This is a genomic window from Streptomyces sp. NBRC 110611 (assembly GCF_001590865.1).
In the GTDB taxonomy this organism is placed as follows: Bacteria; Actinomycetota; Actinomycetes; order Streptomycetales; family Streptomycetaceae; genus Streptomyces.
In genome coordinates this window covers 289,910-312,703 of the sequence record NZ_BBUY01000005.1, presented here as the reverse complement: position 1 = coordinate 312,703, position 22,794 = coordinate 289,910, and the positions used below count along the sequence as shown (strand labels likewise).

At 70.2% G+C, this 22,794-nt stretch carries 28 protein-coding genes and 1 pseudogene; all 29 read right to left on the bottom strand.

Annotated features, from left to right (window positions below; all coding sequences use genetic code 11):
• Position 1: 1 nt before the first annotated feature.
• The 29 genes and pseudogenes from AZE13_RS14555 to AZE13_RS14425 all read right to left on the bottom strand — a co-directional run bounded on the left by AZE13_RS14555 (position 2) and on the right by AZE13_RS14425 (position 22,705).
• Entirely contained in the window at positions 2 to 2,416 is a 2,415-nt protein-coding gene (locus AZE13_RS14555) for a phage tail tape measure protein (protein ID WP_066931033.1), read from the bottom strand.
• Between the two features lie 227 nt (positions 2,417 to 2,643).
• Positions 2,644 to 3,132: a hypothetical protein gene (locus AZE13_RS14550; RefSeq protein ID WP_066931031.1), complete on the bottom strand. Its 489-nt coding sequence runs from the start codon at positions 3,130 to 3,132 to the stop codon at positions 2,644 to 2,646.
• Positions 3,132 to 3,650, bottom strand: a complete 519-nt coding sequence (locus tag AZE13_RS14545; protein ID WP_066931029.1) for a phage tail tube protein — start codon at positions 3,648 to 3,650, stop codon at positions 3,132 to 3,134. Before AZE13_RS14545 ends, AZE13_RS14550 begins: the two co-directional genes overlap by 1 nt.
• Before the next feature lie 9 nt (positions 3,651 to 3,659).
• Complete coding sequence (locus AZE13_RS14540) at positions 3,660 to 4,091, bottom strand: minor capsid protein (protein ID WP_066931027.1); 432 nt, start codon at positions 4,089 to 4,091, stop codon at positions 3,660 to 3,662.
• Entirely contained in the window at positions 4,091 to 4,438 is a 348-nt protein-coding gene (locus AZE13_RS14535) for a hypothetical protein (protein ID WP_066931025.1), read from the bottom strand. Before AZE13_RS14535 ends, AZE13_RS14540 begins: the two co-directional genes overlap by 1 nt.
• Complete coding sequence (locus AZE13_RS14530) at positions 4,435 to 4,758, bottom strand: hypothetical protein (protein ID WP_066931023.1); 324 nt, start codon at positions 4,756 to 4,758, stop codon at positions 4,435 to 4,437. The genes AZE13_RS14535 and AZE13_RS14530 overlap by 4 nt, the downstream gene beginning before the upstream one ends.
• A complete protein-coding gene (locus AZE13_RS14525) occupies positions 4,752 to 5,147 on the bottom strand; it encodes a hypothetical protein (RefSeq protein ID WP_066931021.1) in 396 nt (131 codons plus the stop codon). The genes AZE13_RS14530 and AZE13_RS14525 overlap by 7 nt, the downstream gene beginning before the upstream one ends.
• Before the next feature lie 3 nt (positions 5,148 to 5,150).
• Positions 5,151 to 6,065 (bottom strand): N4-gp56 family major capsid protein, encoded by a 915-nt coding sequence (locus tag AZE13_RS14520; protein ID WP_066931018.1) that lies wholly within the window; start codon positions 6,063 to 6,065, stop codon positions 5,151 to 5,153.
• A gap of 15 nt (positions 6,066 to 6,080) precedes the next feature.
• Positions 6,081 to 6,716: a hypothetical protein gene (locus AZE13_RS14515; RefSeq protein ID WP_066931016.1), complete on the bottom strand. Its 636-nt coding sequence runs from the start codon at positions 6,714 to 6,716 to the stop codon at positions 6,081 to 6,083.
• 93 nt (positions 6,717 to 6,809) lie between these two features.
• Positions 6,810 to 6,977, bottom strand: coding sequence for an Rmf/CrpP fold protein (locus tag AZE13_RS36880; RefSeq protein ID WP_181690345.1), 168 nt, complete (start codon positions 6,975 to 6,977; stop codon positions 6,810 to 6,812).
• 11 nt (positions 6,978 to 6,988) lie between these two features.
• Positions 6,989 to 9,217: a phage minor capsid protein gene (locus AZE13_RS14510; RefSeq protein ID WP_079123992.1), complete on the bottom strand. Its 2,229-nt coding sequence runs from the start codon at positions 9,215 to 9,217 to the stop codon at positions 6,989 to 6,991.
• A gap of 28 nt (positions 9,218 to 9,245) precedes the next feature.
• Complete coding sequence (locus AZE13_RS14505; RefSeq protein ID WP_066931012.1) at positions 9,246 to 9,980, bottom strand: DNA-methyltransferase; 735 nt, start codon at positions 9,978 to 9,980, stop codon at positions 9,246 to 9,248.
• 18 nt (positions 9,981 to 9,998) lie between these two features.
• On the bottom strand, positions 9,999 to 11,477 hold the full coding sequence (locus AZE13_RS14500; protein ID WP_066931414.1) for a phage portal protein: 1,479 nt from the start codon (positions 11,475 to 11,477) through the stop codon (positions 9,999 to 10,001).
• 18 nt (positions 11,478 to 11,495) lie between these two features.
• Entirely contained in the window at positions 11,496 to 12,728 is a 1,233-nt protein-coding gene (locus tag AZE13_RS14495) for a PBSX family phage terminase large subunit (protein ID WP_066931011.1), read from the bottom strand.
• On the bottom strand, positions 12,728 to 13,234 hold the full coding sequence (locus tag AZE13_RS14490) for a helix-turn-helix domain-containing protein (RefSeq protein ID WP_066931010.1): 507 nt from the start codon (positions 13,232 to 13,234) through the stop codon (positions 12,728 to 12,730). The genes AZE13_RS14495 and AZE13_RS14490 overlap by 1 nt, the downstream gene beginning before the upstream one ends.
• A 124-nt stretch (positions 13,235 to 13,358) precedes the next feature.
• Positions 13,359 to 14,360: a DUF2637 domain-containing protein gene (locus tag AZE13_RS14485; RefSeq protein ID WP_066931009.1), complete on the bottom strand. Its 1,002-nt coding sequence runs from the start codon at positions 14,358 to 14,360 to the stop codon at positions 13,359 to 13,361.
• A 66-nt stretch (positions 14,361 to 14,426) separates the two neighbouring features.
• Positions 14,427 to 15,206 (bottom strand): hypothetical protein, encoded by a 780-nt coding sequence (locus AZE13_RS14480; protein ID WP_066931007.1) that lies wholly within the window; start codon positions 15,204 to 15,206, stop codon positions 14,427 to 14,429.
• Between the two features lie 66 nt (positions 15,207 to 15,272).
• Entirely contained in the window at positions 15,273 to 15,962 is a 690-nt protein-coding gene (locus tag AZE13_RS14475; protein ID WP_066931005.1) for a hypothetical protein, read from the bottom strand.
• 98 nt (positions 15,963 to 16,060) lie between these two features.
• Positions 16,061 to 16,468 (bottom strand): hypothetical protein, encoded by a 408-nt coding sequence (locus AZE13_RS14470; protein WP_066931003.1) that lies wholly within the window; start codon positions 16,466 to 16,468, stop codon positions 16,061 to 16,063.
• Positions 16,469 to 16,612: 144 nt separating this feature from the next.
• Positions 16,613 to 17,389: a hypothetical protein gene (locus tag AZE13_RS14465; protein ID WP_066931001.1), complete on the bottom strand. Its 777-nt coding sequence runs from the start codon at positions 17,387 to 17,389 to the stop codon at positions 16,613 to 16,615.
• A gap of 94 nt (positions 17,390 to 17,483) precedes the next feature.
• A complete protein-coding gene (locus AZE13_RS14460; protein ID WP_066930999.1) occupies positions 17,484 to 17,741 on the bottom strand; it encodes a hypothetical protein in 258 nt (85 codons plus the stop codon).
• A 128-nt stretch (positions 17,742 to 17,869) separates the two neighbouring features.
• Positions 17,870 to 18,289, bottom strand: a pseudogene (locus tag AZE13_RS14455) (single-stranded DNA-binding protein); the annotation flags it as partial.
• Positions 18,290 to 18,346: 57 nt separating this feature from the next.
• On the bottom strand, positions 18,347 to 18,538 hold the full coding sequence (locus AZE13_RS36340) for a hypothetical protein (RefSeq protein ID WP_147264663.1): 192 nt from the start codon (positions 18,536 to 18,538) through the stop codon (positions 18,347 to 18,349).
• Positions 18,535 to 18,975 (bottom strand): hypothetical protein, encoded by a 441-nt coding sequence (locus AZE13_RS14450; protein ID WP_066930995.1) that lies wholly within the window; start codon positions 18,973 to 18,975, stop codon positions 18,535 to 18,537. Before AZE13_RS14450 ends, AZE13_RS36340 begins: the two co-directional genes overlap by 4 nt.
• Positions 18,972 to 19,676, bottom strand: coding sequence for a hypothetical protein (locus AZE13_RS14445; RefSeq protein ID WP_066930993.1), 705 nt, complete (start codon positions 19,674 to 19,676; stop codon positions 18,972 to 18,974). Before AZE13_RS14445 ends, AZE13_RS14450 begins: the two co-directional genes overlap by 4 nt.
• The gene (locus AZE13_RS14440; RefSeq protein WP_066930991.1) at positions 19,676 to 20,566 is read right to left on the bottom strand and encodes a hypothetical protein; all 891 of its coding nucleotides are present in this window, start codon (positions 20,564 to 20,566) and stop codon (positions 19,676 to 19,678) included. Before AZE13_RS14440 ends, AZE13_RS14445 begins: the two co-directional genes overlap by 1 nt.
• 163 nt (positions 20,567 to 20,729) lie before the next feature.
• Entirely contained in the window at positions 20,730 to 21,329 is a 600-nt protein-coding gene (locus AZE13_RS14435) for a hypothetical protein (RefSeq protein WP_066930989.1), read from the bottom strand.
• Entirely contained in the window at positions 21,326 to 22,405 is a 1,080-nt protein-coding gene (locus AZE13_RS14430; RefSeq protein WP_079123990.1) for an ERF family protein, read from the bottom strand. The genes AZE13_RS14435 and AZE13_RS14430 overlap by 4 nt, the downstream gene beginning before the upstream one ends.
• A gap of 84 nt (positions 22,406 to 22,489) precedes the next feature.
• Positions 22,490 to 22,705 carry a hypothetical protein gene (locus tag AZE13_RS14425; RefSeq protein WP_066930987.1) on the bottom strand — a complete coding sequence of 72 codons (216 nt, stop codon included), beginning with the start codon at positions 22,703 to 22,705 and terminating at the stop codon, positions 22,490 to 22,492.
• Between the last annotated feature and the right edge of the window lie 89 nt (positions 22,706 to 22,794).

Here is a 22,794-nt window from a genome sequence, read left to right as displayed (position 1 = left end):
TTCACCCCCTGCCCTTGGCGTGCCAGGCGAGGGCGGCGGCGGTCTGTTCTGCGGTTGCTGATCCGGCGTGCCAGTTCTCGATGTGCACCGCGGGCGACGGAGCAGCGAACGCTGCACCGGCCGGCGTGCTGCCGGCCGTGGCGAACTGCGGGGCGGAGGGCACCGCGACAAGGTTCCGCATGGTGCGGTCGACGGCGGGGGCGCCCGCCTTGATGCCCTCGACGATGCCCGACGGAATGTGCCGGCCGATCTGATCCCGCATGACACGTGACGGGGAGTGAATACCCAGCGCGCGGGCAATCGGCCCCGGAATCAGGTCCCTTGCCCACCCCATAAGGGTGCTACGCAGCCATGAGCCCATGGCCTTAATGCCATTCCACAGGCCCATGATCAGGTCTTTTCCCTTGCCGTACAGCATGGATCCGAAGTCGCCGAAGTATCCGACGATGCGCCCGGGAAGGCCGCGCACCCAGTCGAGCATTTCGCTGGCCTTGCGCTTCGTGCCGTCCTTGATCGCCGACCAATGTTTGATGATCAGCCCGACCAATGTCCAATTCAAAAAGAAGTCGACGATGTGCTGCGGAATCCCCTTTACCCAATCAACGATGGCGTTCCATACGCGCGCAGTGCCCGCCTTGATGGAATCCCAATGCTTAATGATGATCCCGACCAATGTGAAGTTCAGGAACAGGTCTACCAGGAATTGGGCGACGCCCTTGATCTTTCCCCAGATCCAGTCCCAGGCGGCGGCGGTGGCGCTTTTGATCGTGTCCCATTTGGCGATGATGAGCGCGACCAGGCCCACGACGGCGGTGATGATCCAGCCGACGGGGCCCATGGCCATTACCCAGGCTGCGGCCATCCGTGCGGCCTGAATGAGGCTCTGTGCGCCCATGAGGACCCACGCCCCCACCACACGTGCCCCGGTGGCTACGGCGGCGCCGCCCTGTGCCGCCCATCCGGCGAGGATGGTGGCGTTGGTGACGACGAACCGCGCACCTGCGGTGGCGCCGGCGGCGGTTTGCGTGGCCCAGCTTGTCACTACCGCCGCGCCGGTCGTGGTGGCCTGCGTGGCAAGTGTGACCAGGGTGGGGAGCATGAGTGTGGTGATCACGCCGGCGCCGATGCTGAGCGCGGTGGAGTGCTCGGAGATGAAACCGCTAGTGGCCTTGAAGGCGCGGCCGAGGCCCCCGTCGCCGAGCCAGTTCACGAGCGTTTCGATCGCGGGGACGACGTAGGTGCCGAGGACTTCGACGACGCCCTGCATGAGCCGTCGTTTGAACATCTCGACCTTGGTGGCGGCGTTGTCCCGCATGGCGTTTCCCGCGCCATCGGCAGCGCCTCTGACGTCGCCCAGCGCCTTGACGGCGCTGGACGGATCAAGGGTGTAAAGGGCCCTCGCCAGGTCTTCGCTCTTCGTGCCGAAGAGGTCCATGGCGATCGCGTTGCGCTCGACGGGATCGCGGACCGCGCGGAGCTTGTCCGTGACCGTGTCGAACGCCTGGAACGCCTCAGTTCCGCCTTTGCCGAATGCCTCGAACAAGTCGTCGGCCGGCAACTTGAGTTCTTCGAGCCCCTTACGGACTCCGTCGCCGCCCTTGACCGCCTCGATGCTGAATTCTTTGATCGCGTCGGCGACGACATCCGCATCGCGGGCGCCGCCCTTGAGGCCCTGCTGAATCAGGCCCATAGCCTGCTGTCCGGACAGGCCCATGTTCCGGAATTGGGTGCTGTACTCGGTGAACGTGTCGAGCAGGTCCTCGGCAGCGTTCCCGCCGCGCTGCGTGCCGCGGACAAGTACGTCCATGGCCTCATCCGCGCTCTGGGCGAGACCGGTGCGCATCATCTGCCCCACAGAGCGCGTGACGGCCGAGACGTCCTCACCCATCACGGCGGCGGTGTCGGCGACCCGCCGGCCCATGGTGCTGATCTGCTGCTCGGTCGCCTCCGGAGGCAACAGCCCATTGCGCGCGATGCCTTTGAGGACCTCGGCGCCGTCCTGGACGGAATCGACCACCGCACCCGAGTACAGCTGACCGGCAACCTTGCCGTACTTAGCGGCCACGGGGCCGCTGGTGCCGAGCTGCGCCTGCAACTGGCCGGGAACTTTGGACTGTTCGAGGGCCTGGCCGATCCCGCCGACCAGGGCGGTACCGATGGCCAGGCCGACCGCGAGGGCGCCAAGCTTCTTGAGCCCCTTTTGGAGGGCTTCCGCGGCGCGGTTGCCGCCACGGTCGGCCCCCTCGGTCACGCCGTTGCCGAGGTTGTTGCCGGCCTGCCGTCCGGCCCGGTCAGCGGTAGCGGCGATCTGATCGCCGCCGGACTGCATGGCAGCCCGGGCTCGGGCAACGCCTTGGGTAGCACCGGAGGCGTCAACCGTGATCGTGGCGGCAAGTTCACCAACGCGTAGCGCCACGGCGCATCACCTCCGGGGGGTTGTGCCTCCCGGAGGTGCGGGGGCGGTGGGCGGGGGTGTGAGCACGCGGGCGAGTCGGGACTCGGCAGACAACAGGGCGAGGATGCGCACGCGCAGCCACCGCCAGGACCGGACACGCAGCAGCGCCCGGTCGCCGAGGTCGACGCCGTAAAGCTCGTGCAGGTCAGCCTCGATCAACGGCCAGTGCCCAAGGATCTTGGGCCAGGTCAGCGCGGGCGGTTGCCCTTGCCCCGGGCGCGGGCGGGGGGTGCCTTCGGGCCACTCGTACCACTCGTAGAGCCCCGACTCGGGGTCGACCTCGCCGCGCCCGATCGGGCCCGGCGCGTCTGCCGATTCGGGGCCGCTCGATTTGGGTCGCCGCCCGCATTCCAGAACGTCTCTGCCGCGGCCTTGTCCTGCGTGATCCACACCATGGCAGTCAACGCGGCGTGTTTGAGGGCCGGCCAGGGCACGGCGTCGGCGACCATCTGCGCGTGCGCGGTGCCGAGTACCTCGCGGTACAGGTCACGCTCGGCAGCATCGCTGAGTACCTGCTCATCGACCCGCCCACCATCGGCCGCCACCGCCGCGGCGTTGAGCAGGGCCTGCGTGCGCAGACCGACCTCGGCGGAGGGAGCCGGAACGGTGTAGACGGTGCCCCGGATGGGGAGCTGAATCGTTTCGTCGAGCAGCTCGTCGAGAGCCTCGAACGCCACTACGCATCACCCCGCTTGTTCACGGGGGCCGGAGTGCCAGATACCGGGTTGGCGATCTCCGTAAGCGGGCCGCTCCCGGTAAGGGTCACCTTGATCGTGTCGACTTCGTCCGGGCCGCCGCCCTCGGGCTCCCAGGTGACCAGGGCCGTGCCTTCCTGCGCGTCGGGGGCGCCGTTGCGGTCGTAGTAGCGCACCCGCACATACGAGGCGGCACCGAAGGACATGGACGCCCGGCGCAGTGCCTCTTGGGCGGCGTTGAACACGCTGGTCACGGGGTGGGCGCGGTGGGCGAGGGTGACCTCGACGGACCACTCGAGCATGGTCAGTACTTGCTCTTTCCAGCCCTCAGCCTCGTACGGCGTGATCTCCTTCTGTGTCGGTTCGATCTTGGGGGTGAACTCGGTAATGCCGGGTATCAGCGTCCAGGCGGGGGTGCCGTCCTTGCCCATGTCCAGCTCCAGCCGGTAGCGGCGGGCGAGCGCGGTCACGGTCTCGGCCGGCGGCGTCGGGGTGCTCAAGAGCGCCTCCTATTCGAGGTGTCGGGCCGCGCGGTGGGCGCGGGCGTAGTAGTTGCTGGTGCGCTCCGCGCGCCCGCTGTCATCGGCACCGATCGGAACGGCCGAGGCGCGAAAGATCAGCTGCACCCATGCCGCGCCCCACTGGTAGGGGCCGGCGCCGTGCAGCACGTCGAAAACGGCGTCGTCGAGGGCGTCGACCTCACGCGGATCCGGGCCGGCGCGGGTACGCACCTGGATCCCGGTGGTGGTGTCGGTGAGCACGGGGGAGTCGGTGACCGGGTAGGCGGAGAGGCAGATGCACCGGTCGGGGGCGGGTGGGGTAGCGGCGATGGTGATCGCGGTCTCGCTGGCCTCGTATACGCCGTCGGGGCGGTAGGTGCCGACACCGGCGGAGTCGAGCAGGCGGGCGAGACCGTCGAGCAGGTCGACGGTGTAGGACATCAGCGCAGCGCCCGCCGAATCTGCGCAGCGATCAACGCCTGTACCGTGTCCGCCTCTTGCGGCAATACCGATTCCAGGAATTTGGCCGAACGGCCCGGAGAATGCCGGGCGTTGAGGTCCTCATGCACCCGACGGGCGTACGGGGTGTCATAGGAGACTGCGGCGGTGAGGTGCTGCTCGTCCACACTCGCGGCGCCGGAGCGTTCGAGGGCGCCCTCGGCGATCGGCACACGCTGCCGACTGCTCTGCAGGACGTGTTCGGCGCCCAGCAGCGCGCCGCGGGCGGCGGCCTGCCGCAGTGCCCCGGTGACCTCCGCGCCGTTCCACTGGAGGCGGGCGCGGCTCATTCGCACATCACCTCCGTACAGGCAGGAACCGGAAGACCGGGCGCGGTGTGATGGCCCACCGTGATGGCGGTGGTGGTGCGCCCGTCGGGCAGGGTGATCCGACTCCCGGGCGGGCAGTCGAGCGCCGGGTCGGCGATCACCGTTGCCGAGGCGACGACCTGGCGACCGTCGGGGGCGCGCACCATGCGCGGCGTGGCATCGACCAGGGCAGGAACCTCGGGGATAGCGTGGCGGTACTGAGGCCCATACGCGCTCTCCCCGGCATACGGCTCGACGGTGACGCGATGGCGCAGCAGTACGCGCGGCACGCGGGTCACCATGTCCACACCACCCCGGGCACAAGACCCGCGCGCCGCAGCGCCCGAGCCGCCCGCGGGGCGAGCTCGACGCCGGACGCGGCCGGCGGGGCACTGCTGCGCCCGGACAGGGACACCGGGCCGATCGAGACAGAGTCCCAGTGGCCGGCCGCGCCGGTGCCGTCGTCCCCGGTAGCGAGCCAGTATTCGACCTGCGCGCATGTGGCGTCGGCGAGCGCGGCGGCGATCGTCGCCGCGGTCGGGTCGCCGTCGTCATCGACCGGGTAGACGGCGGTCAGCAGGGCCGAGTCGATGTCCTCGGACGCGCGGGCGAGGAGTCGCTCGGCGTCCTCGGGGGTCGGCTGACCGGTCCAGGCAGCGAGCTGCTCGGGGGTGGCGTAGACGCGCCCCATGGCTTACGCCTTCGTGGTGCGCTGCTTGGGCGCAGAATCGTTTCTGCTCTCCGCGTCGGGCTGGCCGGCCGCGGTGCGCAGGACGACGATTCCCTCGTCGTCCATGCGGTGGGTGGCGTAGTGCACGTTGGTGGTGATCCGCGTGGTGCGGGCGAGGATGTCGCGGTCGTTCTCCACGATCGGCCGGCGCTTGTAGAGCAGGCCGAGCGAACCACGCCGGATCATCAGTGCGTTGTAGGTGTCCGGCTTGCCTTCGGCGCCGGGGGTGGTGGTGACGCGGTCGGAGACGTAGATGTTCACGCCGCCGATCTGACCGATCACGCCGCGCGGGATCACGGCCCCGGTGCCGAACTTGTCGGCGCTGATGAAGTTGGGGTCTGCCAGCAGGCTGGCGCGCTGGAGGGAGTGAATGACGATGCCGGCCATGTTCTCCGGCTCCCACTCATCCCGAAACTGCGCGATCCCCTCGACCATGACCTTCCACGACAGGGGCTTGTCGGAGGCGTCGACGGTGATTCCGCCGGGCGCCTCGGCCGCCGCGATCAGGTCCTTATCGATCTTCCGCGCGATCAGGACACCGAGCTGCCGCTGCGTCTCCGCATACGGGTCGCCGAACGCCACCAGGCGCGACTTGTCCGTCAGCTCGACGGCCTTTCCCGCTTCCTTGATCGTGGCAGAGGCACCCGGGTTGGTGGCGAGCTGCTCGGGGGTCATCGGCGTGCCCTCGTCGAGCTCCTCAGCCTCCCCCAGGGCACGCCACTTGGGGAAACGCACCGAGTCACCGGGCTTGCCTACGAGGGTGTTGTCGTCCATGGCAAGGGAGCCGATGACAAGCTTTCCCTTGAACTTCGCCTGGACCAGGTCGGCCCAGACGTCCGGCACGATCATCTGTGCCGACGTGGTCTTTCCGGTCGCCATGCGGCGCCCTCCTTCTTACTGGGATGCGGCGGACAGCCGCGCGTACAGGTCGGGGTCGGACTGGTGCAGTTCGACGCGTTCGCCGTAGCTCATGCGCGCGAACTGCTCAGCGGTCGGCACCGGCGCGGCACCGGGGGTGAAATCGGCGCCGCCCTTGGCCGGCCCGGTCGGGGCCTGCTCGGCGCGCAGCAGGGGGTTCGCTTCGACCGCCGCGGCGATCACGGCGTCGAGCCGCTCGCCGAACTTCTGGGCGGACGGGTCGAGTTCGGCGAGCTGCCTTTCGACGCTGCGGGAGTCGAGCAGCCGCGCGGGATCGGCCCCCGACTTGTGCGCGGCCTGGTGAGCGGCCAGCTCTACGCGCAGCCGGCGCGCCTCGGCGAGGGCGGCATCCCGCTCGACGGTGGCCTGCTCGGCGAGGGCGGCCGGGGCCTGCTCGCCCGCCGCGCCGGACGGGTCGAGCACCTTACGGAGTGCGGCGAGCAGCTCGTCGCGCTCAGCCGTGGCGTGTTGTGCAGTCTTCTCGGCGTCGGCGAGCTGCTGCTCGGAGGCCAGGTCAGGCGCGGGCGGCGCCGCAGCGGCGGCCGGCGGCACGGTGGCCTCCGCCGGTGCGGGGGCCGCGGTGTCCGTGGCTAGGGCGGTGGAGTCGGACATGAGGAAGGAACCTCCGGGCGGTGGTGCGGGCATGAAAAAGGACCCGCCAAGAGGGCGGGTCCGAAAGAAGAGGGTGAGGGAAGGAGCGAGCGGCTATTCGTCGGTTTCGTCGGGGAGCGGCCGTGCCTTGGCATAGCCGCGGATCCATGCGCTACGGCGCAGATCGCCCTGCGGGTATGGGCAGTCGGTCACCGGGCGGCGCTGGCGGCCGGCCTCGGCGCCGGCACTGATCGCCCGTACCAGATCGCCTCGGGTCCCCATCGCGCTCCCTTCTAGAGCTTGTTCTGCCGGTCGTTGCGGGCCTTGCGGGCGGTGTCCGCGGCGGCGTTGCGCTCACCGGTGATCTGTTCGGTGTACTCCGCAAGGGTAGTGCGCGGATGATCAGCCCACCATCGTTTCAGTTCCTCCGAGGCACGCGCGTACGCGACGTGCGCGGGCCCACCAAACAAGGCGATCGGATCGACGCCGGCGCGTTCGGCCTCACGGGAGAGCAGCACGCCGCGCAACTCGTCCTCAGCCTTAGACCACTGGGCGTAGACGTGCTCGCGGTGCATCTCGCGTATCTGCTCGCGGGTGTGGTTCCCGCGGCGGGCGGCGGCCTCTTCTTCCCGTTCGGCGATCCATCGCTCGGTGGCGGACAGTCCGGCATACCGGTCGTCGCCATCGAGGGCAAGGTGTGCCCAGCCGTCCGGATTGGTAGCCGGTGAGAGGGCCTCGTCGAGGGCGGCGCGGTCGGCGAGCTGACCCTCGACGGTGTGCGCACCCTCCGCGGCCGGCGCCGGGGCGGGCGGGTAACGGCGGTCGAGTTCGTCGGCGATCCGCGCGACATCCCCCTCGGTGCCATAGCGCATGGCCCACCCGAGTACCTCGTCGTCGACGGCCGAGAGATCCGCGGCCAGGCGCCCGCCGGGGAACACCTCGGCTAGCAAACGGCGGCGGTCGGCCTCGGCGGCCAGGGCGGCGAGTTCGTCGCCCTCGGCGCGGCGGGCGCGGTCGGCGAGCTGGCGGTCAGAAAGGCCAATCAGGTCCCGGCGGGCGCCGGGCAGAGCGGCGTCGAGGTCGCGCCGGTCCATCTCCGCCATGACCCGCAGCATGCCGTCGTCTGGCAAGCGGCTGTAGACGCGGGCGAGTTCCTCGTCGGAGAACTGCGTGAGGGCATCGACCATCCGCCCGCCGGGGCGGACGCGGTCGAGCAGCGCCTGCACATCGCGCCGGTCGGCTTCGGCCGCGATCCGGTGCCGGTCGTGCTCGTCGAGGACGCCGGGGCGCAGCGCGGCGCCGAGCTGCTCGTCGGCCATCTCGGGCAGGGTGCGCGCGTCGCCGGAGCGTACGCGCGCAGCTTCGATGACGTCCTGCGGCGGGCGGGGCGCGGTGGAGGGCAGGTTGCCGGCGCCGAGACGCTCGCGCTCGCGGCGGCGGATGAGTTCGGGGTGCTCGTCCAGGTGGGCGCGCATCCGGGCTTGCCACTGCCGCACACGGGCCTCGGCCGCCCGCCGACCCTCGGGGGTCACGGCCGCGGCGGCGCGGTTCTTCCATCGGCGGATGCCGCGCTCGATGGCGCGCTGCCGCTGGGTGGCCTCGTAGCCGGCCGGGTCGGCGGAGTGCTCGACGGGGGCCCGGGTGACACCGGGCAGGTAGGCCGAGGTCGAGTGACGACAGTTGGGATGCTGAAGACCGGCGCGGCGCGCCTCATCCAGCGATCCGGCGATCTGCACACGGATCGTGTGGCCATCCTCGATGGCGTGCTCGACCTCAACCGTACGGGCGCCGTCCGGCCCGTCCAGGGCCAGCACACGGCCCTCGTACGGCTTGCACAGCGGGCACTCGTGCGGCGCGTTGGAGACGATCACCAGGGACACGCCGGCGGCGCGCAGCCGGTCGCCATGCGCCTCGACGGCAGCGCGGCCGACGGCCGTCCGCACGGCCATCTCGGCGTATGAGGTCATGGACCAGGCGCGCCCGCCTTTGTCGACGAACGTCCGCAGACCACGGTCGGCGAAACGTTCCATGGCGCGTTGGGTGGCCTGGCGGCGGGTGTCGATGCCGAGCAGGGGCGTGGCGGATACCTCGGAGATCACCTGCCGGTATCCGTCCTCCGCGCCGCGCAAGATGCCGCGGTGCGTCGCGGTTACGAGGTCGATGGTTTCGTGCGCGAGGCGGTCGACCGCGCGGGCGTTGGGGGTGGCCTCGGCGATCCGCCGGGCGTCCTCGTCCCGCAGCGTGCCCAACTCGACCAGTCCGGCGCGGGAACCGGCGTTGTATGCCTCGGCTACCGCGTCGAACACCTCCAACTGCATTGCAGTCGAAAGGGAATTGACGACGTCCTGCGCCCCTCGGCGTAGGGCTTGCACGTCGCGGAGTTTGGTCGTGGCCCATCCGGGCGCCTCGTACCCGTCGGCGAGCTGTCGCGCGATGATCCCCAGCAGCCGCGCCTCGGCGTCCGCGTACAGGTCCCGGACGCCGGCCGAAAGGTCCTCGACCATGGCGGGGTGGATCGGCACAGAGCACCCCCCGCGGTCAGATTGGCCGCTACGTCTGCAGGGCCTCGTCGAGGCGGGCGCGTGCGCTGGCCGCATGGGCGGGGTGCAATTCGCATCCCGCAGCGCGCCGGCCCTCTAGCGCGGCGGCAAGCAGCGTGGTGCCGGCGCCGGCGAACGGGTCGAGGATGAGCTCGCCAGGCTCGACGATCTGCACCAGTGAGCGCATGACATCGAGTGGCTTTTGGGTGAGGTGGCGTCGTTGATGCGCGCCGCGGTCGTTGTTCCGCGGGGCGCGGGCCAGGTAGTACCCGGGCAGGCACTCGCCCCCGAACGGGCGCGGTCCGTTCGTCCCCCACACCAAGAATTCCGCGTTCTGCGTGAACCGTCCGCGCTGCGGGCGGGCATCCGGCTTGATCCACGGCACGATGCCCCGCCACACCCAGCCGCCGGCTTGTAGCGCGTCGGTGGCGGCAGGGAGCTGGCGCCAGTCGGTGCACATCGCCAGTACGCCACCAGGGCGCACCACGCGCGCTGCCTCACCGAGCCATAGCGCCATCCAATAGCCCCACGATCGGCCGTCGCGGTTGTCGCCGGAAAAGTTCGAGATGTGATGGCGGTTCTTCAGCCCGCTGTACTTGGCGCGGGTGTCGCCGGTGCGGTCTGAGCGCAGCATGCCGCCGCTGCTGTACGGAGGGTCGGTGATCACTGCGGCGGCGGAATCAGTTTCGAGTGTGGCAAGCCAGCCCATGGCATCGCCGTTGTGCAGAGTCCAAGGTGCGGACACAGGGGGTTCTCCATGGTGTTAGTCGAGGGTGCCGGCCTGCATGGGGTCGGGTACGGCTTGCCCGGTCTCGGCGAGGATGCGGTCGACCTCGGCCTGCACGGCCGTGTCATCCCAATCCGGATGCAGCAGCCGTACTTTCGTATCGGTGCTGACGGCCTGCGCCTGCTGGAGCAGGGAGAGCGTCTGCGCGACGGACTGCGGGTCCTCCGAGACGGAGTCCCCGAACACCACGCGAGGGCGCTCCGGGACTACGGACGGCGTGAATAGGGCCCGGTCGAGCATGAGCAGGACATGCAGCATGTCGGCCAGTGGCGCCTGCCAGTAACGGCTCTTCTTATCCCGAGTGATCATCGAGCGGCGCTCACGCGCGGTCACCTCAGTCGCGGTCGCCGCAGCAACGTCGCCCAGGCCGAAAGACTGGACGCTGTAGCCGGCGGACCGTACGGCCTGCTGCACGATGGCATCGGCGGTCGACTGGTGCTCGGCAACCCGGATCGCGAACTGAGAAAGGGTGATGCCGGCGGCCTCGGTGGGCGGGATGTTCAGCGACTGCCAGATTTCCCGGTCGTCGTCGAACGACGCGCCGCGGCCGGGGCCGTGGTCGCGCAGGTAGCCATCCGGGACGATCAGCCGCGCCCGCGCGAGACGGATGTCGCGCAGCCACGATGTCCACGTTTCGTCGAGGGCGTCGAACAGGTCGTGTACGCCGCCTTGGAAGTCAGACCGGCCCAGGGGGGAGCCGCGGTGCCGGCGGTTCGGCCGGATGTTGGGGACGTAGGCGGCGGTGAGGGCGTCGATTCCGGTGGCGATGGTGTCGCCGTCGGGGCCGAGGGAGTCGACCAGGGAGACCGTTGCGGGGTGCTCTGTGAGCGGTACGCGGGTGCCGAGCTGATTGTCGGTGCCGCGGTAGAGGCCGTGGACGATGCGGCCGGGTTCGTGGCGCTCCAGGTGGCGCCACACGGTCGCCGTGGTGTCGTCGCCGGTCAGCTTGCGCCAGAACGTTACTGCGGTGAGCATGCCGAACCGAAATTCCGGCGCGGCGGTGTCGGGGTGCATGACGGTCAGCAGCGGGCGCTCGACCAGCGACGCATCCCACGTGACGCGCAGGAACACACCGCCCAGGGCGGCGCCGACCTCCGCGGCCTCCAGGAGGGTGTTCGCGATACCGCCGGCCTCGGTGAGCTCATCCAGCCGACACTGTGTCGCCGGGGTGTCCACGGTGAATACCGGCGGCTCACTGAACAGCAGGTCGGCCGAGGTGGTCGCGATGTCGGCGGCGAGCGGGATATGCAGGCGCGTGTCGCGCTGGCCAGGCTGGTGGTGACGGTGGCGCGCCCACAGGCGCCGCCGGCCGTCCTCGCGCCGCGGGGCGTGCCGATAGACGTCAGCGAGCCGCGTGCGGTCTCCGGAATACCACGCATCATCGACGCGGATCTCACGGTAGGCGGTGGACCACTCGCGCGGCGGCCACGGCGCGCCGTTCTCGGGAAGCGACACGGTCACCTCCCGGGCTGCTCACGTGGTCAACAGGTGTCGCCACTCGTGGACGGTGGAGTGCAGGGCGTAGCGCAGCGCGTCGCACGAGTGGTCATCACGCTTGATCGGCCGGTCTTCGCCCTTGTCGGACGCGGCGGGGTCCCATGCGTAGCCGGGAAGTTCGGACAGCAGCCCGGTACATGAGGAGTGCACGCGCAGTAGCCCGGAGTCGAGCGCGGTCGACACGGACCGGATGCCGTCGAGGACGTCGTTTCGAGCGCGGGTGACGCCCGGGTGGCCGTCTGTCCACAGCTGTGTGGAAAACGATGCGGCCGATGGGTCGACGAAGATCCAATCTGGCTCGATGCCGTGCTCGGCTAGCCATTCACGGACGGCGCGGCTGTATTGCGCGTCGGTCATCTGGCGGCGGGCGGCGCGCGAGTCGTGGCGCCACTCGTTCACCACATACAGCCGGTCATCGTCTCCCAGACCGACGAGGAGCGCGGAAAACGGATTGGTGGTGCCGTAGTCGACCGCAGCCCAGTAGCGGCGCATCGCGGGCAGGGAGTCGACGACGTGCCGCTGCTCATCCCACATGTCGTAGACGGAACCCTCGGCCACCACCCACGCGCCGTCGATCATCCGGCGACGCCACAGACCGACATACTCGGCGCGCAGCGCGTCGACGTACGCCTCGGACAACGACGGGTTGTCGGCGAGACGGAAATGCCACGCGCGCAGGTCGAGTTCGCCCTCGCGGTCGAGATACCCGGTCTTGAGCCAGTGCCGGGGCGAGTCGGGGTTCGTGGTCGCGAGCAACTTCGCGCCAGGCACGGACAGTCGGGCAAGCAACTGCACGAAGAACGCCTCGGGCAGCAGCGTCGCCTCGTCGACGTACGCGAGCGCGGCCGTCAAGCCGCGCAGCCTGCCCTCGGCGCGCGCGTCGCTGGCGCCGATCAGGTGCACAGTGCGGCCGAAGATGCTCGCCGTTGTCGCCCCGCGGGTGTGACGCACTGCGGCAGCAATGTCCGGGTCAAACAGGGCAGGGTCTTGTAGGGGTTCGATGATGTTGCGCTCGATGGTCTGCAAGGACCTGCCGCAGATCAGCAGCAGTCCCGAGGCCGGAGCGCGCCGTAGGTGCATGAGGAAGGCGAGCAGGCTCGCGTACGTCTTTCCGGACCGTACGGCCCCGTGCCAAAGCGCGATGCGGACGTCGACCGACTCGCGGATCGAACGTTCCTGCTTGACGGTCAGAGGGGCGGGCGAAGCCATCAACCCCCCTCGTCATCACCACCGTTGGTCGGGCCGAGGAAGACGTCGGCGAGCCGGTCGAGCATCGATGCGCCCCTGCTCTCGCCCTCGGCGTCGACGTCGGCGAGGCGCTGCGCGCTGGTCACGTACGAACCGATGGCGTGCGAGTGGTGGCGCTCGTCCTGCGCGGGTGGTGCGTCGGTGACTATGCGCACCGTGCGGCCGTTGGGGAGCAGCTCGACGCGCACATAGGCGTCGGCCTCGACACGGTCAAGGTTGGCCGCGGCGCGTAGGTAGAGCCGCTCGACGAGGTCCCGGCGCAGTGCAGCAAGGTCGAGGCGCCGGGCCTCGGTGGCTGCTGCGGTGCGGGCGCCGCCCTCGAAGCGCAGCCCAAGGTCGGCGGCGATGCGCGAGACGGTCGAGGCGCTGCGGCCGAGGGCGCGGGCGATCTGGTTGCGGGTCTCGCCGGCAGTGTGGCGGCGGCGGATCTCGTCGCGCTCGTTGTCGGTGACGGGGCGGCGCTGCATGGCATCACCTCCCGGCGGGCATAGGCGAGCGCCCTGCCGCGTCGGGGGTGCGGGGCAGGGCGCTCGGGTTTGTGGAGTTGTTGGGGGTGTTTCCGGGCACGCCGGAAGCGCCCCCAACATTAGGTCACGAAACCATAACGGCGCAAGCCGGTTCGAGAACGGCCTCGACTAGCTCGCGGATCTCGCCGCCGCGGGTCCGCTTGAGCCCGAGCGCAGCGCCGAGTCGCTCGGCCGTCGGCCGCTTACCGGTCACCTGCTCGACGCGCCGGTACGCCTCGATCCACCGCCGCGGCACCTCGCCATCGACAAGCAGCACAGCGTCACCGCCGGCGGCGGCAGCCTCGGCGACAAGCGGCGGCGGGGCGGCGAACGTCGCCGAGTGCGGCAACGGTCCCGGCACGGAGGTGACGGTGTCGTCGGCGGTGAACGGCGGCTCGCTGTCAACGGCGGCGACCAGGGCGGCGAGGTCGAGCTGCTCGACCGGAATGGCGGCGGCAGTGTCGCCCGCGCTGATCTGCGCGGCCCGCTCGGCGGCGGCGCTCGCCTCGGCCGCATAGGCGCGGGCGGCGTCGGTGGCGTCACCAACAGCGACAGTCACGGTGTCGGCAACACTCCGGGCGGCACTCTCGGCGCGACGGGCGGCAGCCTCGGCGGCAGTGACCGACGGTACGACGGCGACGGGCGACACTGTGCCGGTCTCCGGCGCCGGCAGCATCCGCACAAGCAGTTCGGTCGCGACGAGCTGCGCCACGGGCGGCGTCACTGCGATAGCGATACCGGCGGCGGTACCGTCGGAGTGCGCGACGTTGAAGCCGAGCGATGTTGCGGCGAAACCGGCGATCGTGAGCCAGTACGGCCACGTCTTGCGGCCGTTCCATCGGGCCACCACGACGCCCACGGTTCCCATGACGGCGCCGCCATCGACCAGGGCGGCGAACATCCACACGACGTCGGCCTCGACGCCGTGCGCCTCGGCAAGGGCGGTCAGTGCCTCGAAACTCAGGCGAAAGGCGCAGTAGGCGACTAGGCCCGTGACGAGCACCGAGGCGAATATCGGTGCCCAGCGGGCCAGCCACGAGGGGGGAGCCGGCACGGAGCCGGCGGCGGTACGGTTGGCATACGCCATGGCAGGGGGGTCTCCTGTCTGTGGCCAGGGCCCGGTCAGCGACGGCAATCGCTCCGGGCCCGCTTTCTATTGGCGCCCGGGGTGTGACGGAAAGGCACCCGGGTTGTACTCAGCAACGGCGCGCGCCTCATCGACGGCGCCCTCGACGTCACGCCACACGAGTACGCGCAGCGGTACGCCGGTAAAGCCCTTAGCAATGATCGGCGGCAGCAGCCTCTCGGCCACACGCGCTGCATTCCCCGTCGGCCGCTCGATGGCGCCGCGCTCCTCATCGCCGAGCAGCACCCACTGCTCACCGTCGAGCCGCTCAGCGCGCCACACGGCCGACCAAGGGTTGTTCTTGACGATGCGGTGCACGTAGGCCGAGGTCAGCAGCAGATCATCGGCAATCTGTAGCGCGGGCGTACCACTCACGTAGGCATCGAGTACGAGCTCGTCGCGCACCGCGTCGAGGGCGACGGCCTCGCGCCGGATACGCCGGGCATCGTCATACGTGATCTTGCCGTCGGTACCCTTGGCCGGCGCCGCGGCCTCGACGATCTGCCGCAGCCACTCGACGACCGGGGCGGGCATCGGCACGTCGTCGCTGCTACGCAGCGCAGCCACGTACGCGGCCGGGCTCCCGGGGCCGGTCGCACTGCGGATATTCGCGCCCTCGACGTGCATGGTCATGGCGTGGCGGGCCTCTTCCTGCTCACAGACGCCGCACAACGGGCCGTCGAGAGCCTGCTCGGCGGGCACGGCCATACGTACGGCCCGGCCGCAGAGTGTCCTGTCGCCCAAAACGAGGTGCACGGTGCGCGCCTTGGCCGTGGTCCGGCCGTATGCACGCTCGGGGGTGCTCATGCTGGGTTGTCTCCATCCTGGCCCGCCTCGGCCATTCTCCGAGGCGGGCGAACCGTAGCGGGTGGGCTAGTTGGCGTCCTGGTCGTGCGTGTACGCGACGTACACAGGCTCGGCGTCGGGTGCGGGGCCGTGCCCCTTCCACACCCGCACACGTGCGCGAGTGCCCGCACTCACGGAGTCGGCGAGCAGGCCCCGCGCTATCTCCTCGACATCGACCGCCGGCCACAGGTCCTCGGAGCCGTCCTGCTCCTCCCACTTCCCGGCATCGGTGCGCACCTCGACGAACCACGAGAACGGCGCGTGCGTGCGAACGACCTCACGCACGTACTCCTCGGTGACATGCAATTCGCGGGCTATCTCCGAGGCGGGCACCGCGCCTACGAGGTACGCCTCGTAGATGACCTCCACCAGGTTCGGTACGTTCCCGCCCTCACGCTCATAAGCGCCCGCGTCGGCGAGACGGGCACGGGCCTTCTCGGCCTCATGCCTCGCCAACTCATTTTCCAAGGCACGGGCGAGTTTGGCGCGGTGTGGCGCCAGGGTGCTCTTCTGGCGGATTTCGGCGGCCTGCCCCTCCGGCGCCGGCGGGGAGTCCTCGGCCGTGGCGTTGAGCATGTCGTGCAGGAAGCGTTCGCGCGGGGCGGCGTCCTTGTGGGCCCGGATGATTTCGCCGACCTGTTCCGCCTGGGTACGCGGCGGGGTTTCTCTGCGGCGCGTGTAGTGGGCGACGTGCGGCTGCTTGTCGTTGGTGCTCATGTCTTGGCGCTCCCTGGCCGTGGTGTTGGTCTCGACAGTCTTCCGCTCGGCACTGACACCTGCCCGCCCGGGTGCGGCCCCGGGCGGGCAGGGAACCGTCAGCCGAAGAGGGCGCCCTGCCCGACGTCCGGGACAACGTCGAACAGCACCTCGTCAGCCGGAGCCAGAGTGCTGGGGATCCAGCCGCCGCGCCACGTCCCTTCGGCGGCGTCGGCCTGCTCGATGGCCTCGACGGTCTCGGCGAGCTCGACCTCGACGACGTCCTGCTCGGGCTGCTGCGCGAGTCGGCGAGCCTCGGCGCGCCTCTCGGCAGCCTGCCAACAACGGGCACACATCTTGTGCCCCTTCTCGTCGAGCAGTTCGGAAGCGTCTATGACGTCGAGGTACTCGCCGACGAGACGACCGCACAGCGTTTCATCGTTGCTCGGTGAGTAATGGACGCGGGCGCCGCGGCCGACCGTGGCATATGTGACGGCGGCGCGTTCGGCGAGGGTCATCTGCTGCATGGGGGTCTCCATGTCTGAGGTGTGAACCGAGCGGCAACTCGGTGTGTAGTCAGTACATTACCCCAATAAACACAGGACACAACCCCCTGTTGAGGGAAGAAGCGACTCAACCCGCAAGAACATCAGTCGAATTGCCGGTACCGATCACGCCACCCGCGCCATGTCGCCGCGCCCCTCGGAGGCGTCGAGAGCATCCGCCAGGCCCATCAGGTCCGACCACTCCCACACGCGCCGGCCCCAAAGGTCGAGGGCCACGGGCGCGCTGCAACTCGCCCCACCGACGCATGTCACGGTTGGGGGCTCATCCGGACCGGTGTGCACGGTGAGCTCGCCGCCGCACCAGGGGCACGGCCGGTCGGGTATCGGCGTCTCGCGCTGGTCGAGGCCGAGGGCGCGCAGCACGCGGGCCTCGGCAGTGAGCGCGACGCGGTGCGCCTCGTGCAGCAGATGCTCGGGCAGGGGGAGGTAGGGGGCGGCGGTGAGGGTTCCGTCGAGCTGCTGCCCGGGTTCGGTGTCCTCGTCGAGCAGCCGGCCCTCGATCCACAGTGCGGCCCAGTGCAGCCCATGCGCCCGACTACCGGGGGCGGTCTGGCTGCGGTATTTCCAGCGTCGGGGGTCGTCGAGGGGGGCGCGCTGGACGGCGGCGGCGAGGGTGTCGGCAAGGTCGAACAGCGCCTGCTCGACGGCAATGCCAGCATCAAGGGCGGTGACGTTGAGCGGGGCGGGGTGCTCACGCAGTATCAGCGGGGCGCGCTCGACGACCGGGCTATCGGCGACCGGACGCAGAGTGTGCGCGAGTTGCCGCGGCGGCCACACGTCGGCCGGCGGGGTCTCGATGGCGACAAGCAGCTCACCCCACAACTCCCGTACGGCGCGCAGCGCGGCTGCGCCCTCACGGCGGGCAGTCTCGGCGGTAGGCATGGTGCACAACTCCCGTTGTCGGTACGGAGCAGGAAACGGCCACGAGGGGCGCGCCCGACCGTTGGTCAGATGGGCGCGCCCCTGGTGTGCCGTGTCACGGTGTCGATTCGTGATCGCGGCGATAGATGCGAACGAAGTTCGAGCACGTGCGCGGGTCGTCGGTGGTTCCGTTGCGGTCGACGTCGAGCGGGACTAGGTCAGCAACGCTGCCGTAGGCATGTACCGCCCACGCGGCGAGTGGCGATGAGAACGTCGTGCCGTCGTCCTCCCGGTACTCCACAAACCAACCGTCGGCGGGCAGCGCACCAACGACGCGGGCTTCGGTGAGGCGCGGGGGCATGGTGGAAGTCATTGGCGGTGTCCTTTGCTGTGACGGTGAGGGGTTGCTGTGGGCTGTTCTCGCGCGCATGGGAGCGGCATCGACCGGTCGCTCGGCGCCGATCAGAACGGCGGTTCGGCGGCGTACTGCGGCTGTTGCAGGCTGTTGGCCCATGGGTCGGTGGCGGGCTCGTGCGTCGGCTGCTGGGCGTTGTTGCGGCCGTTCTTGGTGACGGTGGCGGTTGCGCTCTTGAGGCTGGGGCCGATCTCCTCGGCGTCGAGCTCGTAGGCGGTGCGCTTGTTCCCCTCGCGGTCGTCGTACGTGCGCTGTTTGAGCCGGCCGGTGACGATGACGCGGGTTCCGCGGGTCAGGGACTCGGCGGTGTTTTCGGCGAGTCGGCGCCATGCTGAGCAGTTCAGGAACAGGGGTTCGCCGTCGCGCCATTCGTTGGTCTGGCGGTCGAAGGTGCGTGGGGTGGATGCCACGCGGAAGCGGGCGACGGCTGCGCCGGCGGGTGTGAAGCGTAGTTCGGGGTCGTCGACAAGATTGCCGGCAATCGTGATGACGGTTTCGCCTGCCATGCATCCTCTTTCATTCTTGCGTGAACCACGTTCTTGCTAGAGAGAACGTTATCGCGTTCAGGGCTGCACTCGCGTGCCCTTTGTGGGATGAGCGGTCACCGTCATGCCCTGTTCGCCGAGGGCAGCGAGTAGCAGCTCGGCGTCACGGCGGGCGGCAGGGTCAACCGGGTGCCGGGCAGCGTCATAGAGGCTCGGGTGCAGCTCGTGCAGAGCACCGGCGAGCAGTCCGACGACGGCGCGGGCGGTCATCGGATGCCCCGGCCGGCAACGACGTGCGCAGCGGTGAGGCGGCCCTCGGCGCGCCGGGGAACGGGCGGGCGCTGCATGAGCCGTGCGTGCCGGTCGTGCTCCGCTTCGGCGTGCTCGGCAAGGACGCGTTCGACGAATCGTGCCGTCTGCTTGGCGAGCTGCTCGTCGACGGCGCGTCGGTGGGCTGCGGCCTCGGCTTCGGCGCGTGCCTGCTCCTGCTCGGCGAGCATGGCCGGGCCGTCGAATGTGCGGTCGTGCTGCCACTCGTAGCTCTTGGCGCGCTCGACTACCACCAGGGCGCCGTCCTTGGCCCACTTGCGGGCCTTGGCGTTGACCTGGCGGCGGTCGGAGTTGCTGAAGGTGACCGTGCGGGCCGGCCAGGTAGCGGTCACCCGGTAGCGGGTGAGGTTGCGGGTTTTGTCGTGGCGGGGGGTCATGCGGCGACTCCTTGCTGCTGGGCGGCGAGGTCTATGCGGCTGTCGTGCGGTCTGTTCTTGATGCGGCGGCCCTTGCCGTTGGGGCGCCATCCGCCGCGGCACGGCTTGCCGGGCTCGGCGTGGCACCAGGTGCAGGCGACGGCGAGTGGGTCGGGTCCGCCGGCCCGCACGAGGGCCTCGCGGTCGGCGGCGCGCGGCCGGAACTGGGCGAGTTGGGCACGGGCCTGCTCAGGTATCGGTGAGCCGATTTGGTGGAGCCGCTCGGCGATCCTTGGGTCGATGGGCGCGGCGGTGAGGGCGCGCTGCTCGACCGGGGTGGCTTGCCCGGTGGCAACGGCGGTTCGGCCCGTGCGCAGCTCGGCGAGGTAGGCGGCGACGTTGTCCGGGTCGACGGCCGGGGCGGGGTCGGTGTGGCGCTGCATGAGGGCGGTGCGGTGCGGTGCCCACGCGGCGAGGACGTCGTGGGGCTCCATGGGCCGGTACTGCGCGCTGTTGTCGCCGCCTTTGCGTTCGTAGTAGTTGCGGACTGCACGTCCGACGTCCCACGACCCGTCGGGCAGCGTGGCAGGGACATTGGTTAGGGCTTCGGTCCATCGGGTGATGGCGCGCTCGGCACTGTTTTCGTCGGCGAGTTGTCGGTCGATTCGGCTGTCGTTGAGGCCGATGCGGTGGAGTAGGGCGGCGATCTCTCGGGGCTGCATTAGGCGTCCTCTCGGGATTCGATGTGGTCGAGGGCGGCGAGAAGGTTGTGGCGGGTCGAGGCGGGGGGAGCGGCGGCGCGGCTGCGGAAGGGCACGACGTTCGTGCTAGCGGCGGGGGAGGTGGCGGGGGCGTGGTTGAGGTCGGACCAGACCTTGAGCCAGTAGCGGGCCGATTTGGGGGCGTCGCCGGGAGCGGTGCGGTGTGCGGCGAGTTCGACCAGGGCGGCGACGCCGTGCCGTTCGACAAGCCGGTGCACGTCGCGTTGCTCGCCGAGGCCGAGCGACCAGCGCACCGCGACGCCTGCGGCGTCGAGCGCGCCGACGAGGGGGCGCAACTGCTCGATGACCGTGGAACCGCTCGTGCGCGCGGGCGCGTGCTGCTGCTGCTGCTGTTGTAGTAGAGAGCTGCTGTTGTTATGGGGGCTGGCTTCCGCTCCCCCCGGGGCCGGATACCGGTCCTCCCCCGGGCTGGCTTCCGGTCCTCCCTCGGGCCGGTTACCGCTCCCCCCGGGGCCGGTTACCGGCCCTCCGGGGGCCTGATACCGGCCCGGGTCGGGATCCGGACCGGGCCGGTCACCGGCCCGGCTTATGTCGGCTACCTCGGACTGCTGGCGGACGTGTCCGACGGCGTGCGGCAGCCTGTAGACGGTCTCGCCGTTCGGCCCGAGGAAGCCGGTAACGATCTCCAGCTCGCCGGAGTCGAGCAGCTTGTCGACCGCAGCCCGGACCGATGAGCGCGCCGCGCGGGTGCGCTGCATGAGCATCGCGGTACCGGCGTAGGCGGTGCAGCTCGCATCGGGGCACTTGTCCGCGATGGCGAGCAGGATCGTTCGGGCCAGTCCACGCGATTCGGACCGGTTCCAGACCCAATCCGAGGCATCCAGGGTCAACGCGCTTTCCTCACAGGAAGGGTGAAAGGGGGTTCGTCGCGGCCGGCGAGCGCGGCCGGAGTATGGCGGGGACAGCGCCACCCGATGACGTATCGGCGGGCGCCGGACGCGTTGCAGTACCGCCCGGCGCCCCCTGACCAGTGCGCACACCGGTGGGCGCGGCTCATGTCGCCTCGTCGTCCGGCGCGGTAAGGGCGGCAATCTGCTGGGCGAGGGCGCCGGAGCGCCACGCCTCGGCGGTCGCTTCCTTCCCGCCCTTCCGCCACGTCACCGCGTGTGTGCGTGCGCGGGTCGGCTTGATGGCGACGCCCGGTACGTCGTGTGCGACGGCATCCGCGATGACCTCGCCGGTTGTCTCGTCGACCTGCTGGTCGGCGACGACCACGCGCGCAGCGCCAGCTGCGGCCATCTCGGCGAGCAGTTCGGCCGCTTTCCACGGCTTGACCCGGCGCACGATTGCCGTTTCGGTCCACTGCTCATCGGGGAACGTGGCGCGTACCCATCGGGCGAACGCGTCCTCGTCGACGACGACGGGGCCGGTCTCGCCCTTGCGTAGCCCGATCGTGGCGACGGTCTCACCGGTTGGCAGGGTGGCGGTCACGCGCTCAACCCCGTCACGCTCGGCGGCGGCGTCAAGGGCGAGTTGCGTGCGCTGGCGTACGTCCTTCTGTGCTGCGGCAACACGCTCGGCCAGCAGCTTCAACGCGGCGGCCTCGACGGCGAGATCACGCAACGACTCGACGTGCTGCTCGGCGCCGTTCACTGGGCACCCCCGGCGGCGCGGGCGTGGTCGAGCAGGTCATCGCGCATCTCGCGCAGCTGATCGCTACTGGCCTCGCCGGGCTGGAGCCCGTACCGGTTGGCGAACGTCTCATCGGCCTCGGCGTTGTCGACCAGCCCGGCCGCCCGGGCGGCGTCGTACATCTCCCCGAGCAGGGCGGCGCGTTCCTGGTCGGGCCTGGACGGCTGCGGCTCGCGAGGGCGCTGCGGCTGCTGGGCGGCGGTGCGCTTTTGCGCGGCGATCGCGTCGAGGCGGGCAAGGTAGTCCGCCGGGGCGCCGGCCTCGACGGCGGCGGCGCGCACCGTGGCAAACGCCTCGGGGCTCGGCGCCGCGGTCGCCTCGGCCAGGAAGTCACGCGGAGGGCCGACCGGGGCCTGCTGGGGCGGTTGCTCCCACGGTCCCGCCTCGGCGCGGCTGCTGCGGCGCAGCTGCTGGGAACGCTGCCCGCGCGGCTGCTGGCGCTCGGCTCGGCGGCGCTGCTGCGCGGCCCGCTCGGCGCGCTGCTGCTCGGTCGGCTCGGCGGGGTGGTCGCGGTCGCCGTCGTCGATGCTGCGCGCATCCACGGGAATCATGAGGACCTGCAACAGGAGATATTTCATCGACGCCGACATCGCCTTGTTGGTCGCCTTGTCCGCGAAATCGGCGGCCTCACCCGGCACCGTGGCAACCAGCGCATCCCCGGCCGGCCCGTACAGGTAGTAGCGCATCGTGAGCCGAACGGTGGTCATCTTCTCGCCGCGACGCTCGGCGGACTGCTCGGCAACCTCGGGCAGGATGAACAAGCCGTGCATGCGCATCGGCCCAGCAACAGCCGACATCAGGTCATCGATGCCACGGAACTTGTACCGCTGCTGGGCGTTCACCTGGTCTTTGCCGACCGGGACCGTGTCGCGCATGACGGCGTTGATCACGGTGAACACCCGGGGCGCGTCAGCCGGCGCGCCGTGCGGAGCGGGGATGTATTGGACATGCGCCGCTCCGGCGGGGGTGGGAACGCTGTAGGCAGCAGGAGTGAGCGCGGCGGGGGTGGTCGGCTGCTCAGAGAGGGCGAGAGTCATGAAACCTCGACGTTTCTTTCTTGAGAGAAAGCTAATGGGTGGGTGTGTGCCGCCCGGGCGCCGTCAAGGCGCCCCAGCTACGTTTCAGGCAGCGACCAGGGGCTCGACGGCCGCCCGGCGGCGCGCGCGATCTGCACGTATGTGCGCCTCGATGGCCTCAACGGACCCGAGGCGATGCCCCGGATACCAGGCGTCCCGGGCAGCCTCCGCCGGACTCTTGGACTCACGCAGCGCGACGCCGGCGGCGAGCTGCTGCGCGGCGCTACGGATGGCGAACATCCGAACGGCGTCACTGCTCATGCCGCACTCCGGAACAGGTCACTAGCGGTGAGTCCGTACGCGCGCTCAATGGCGGCAAGAGTGCGCGTACTGGGCTGGCTGCGCCCGAC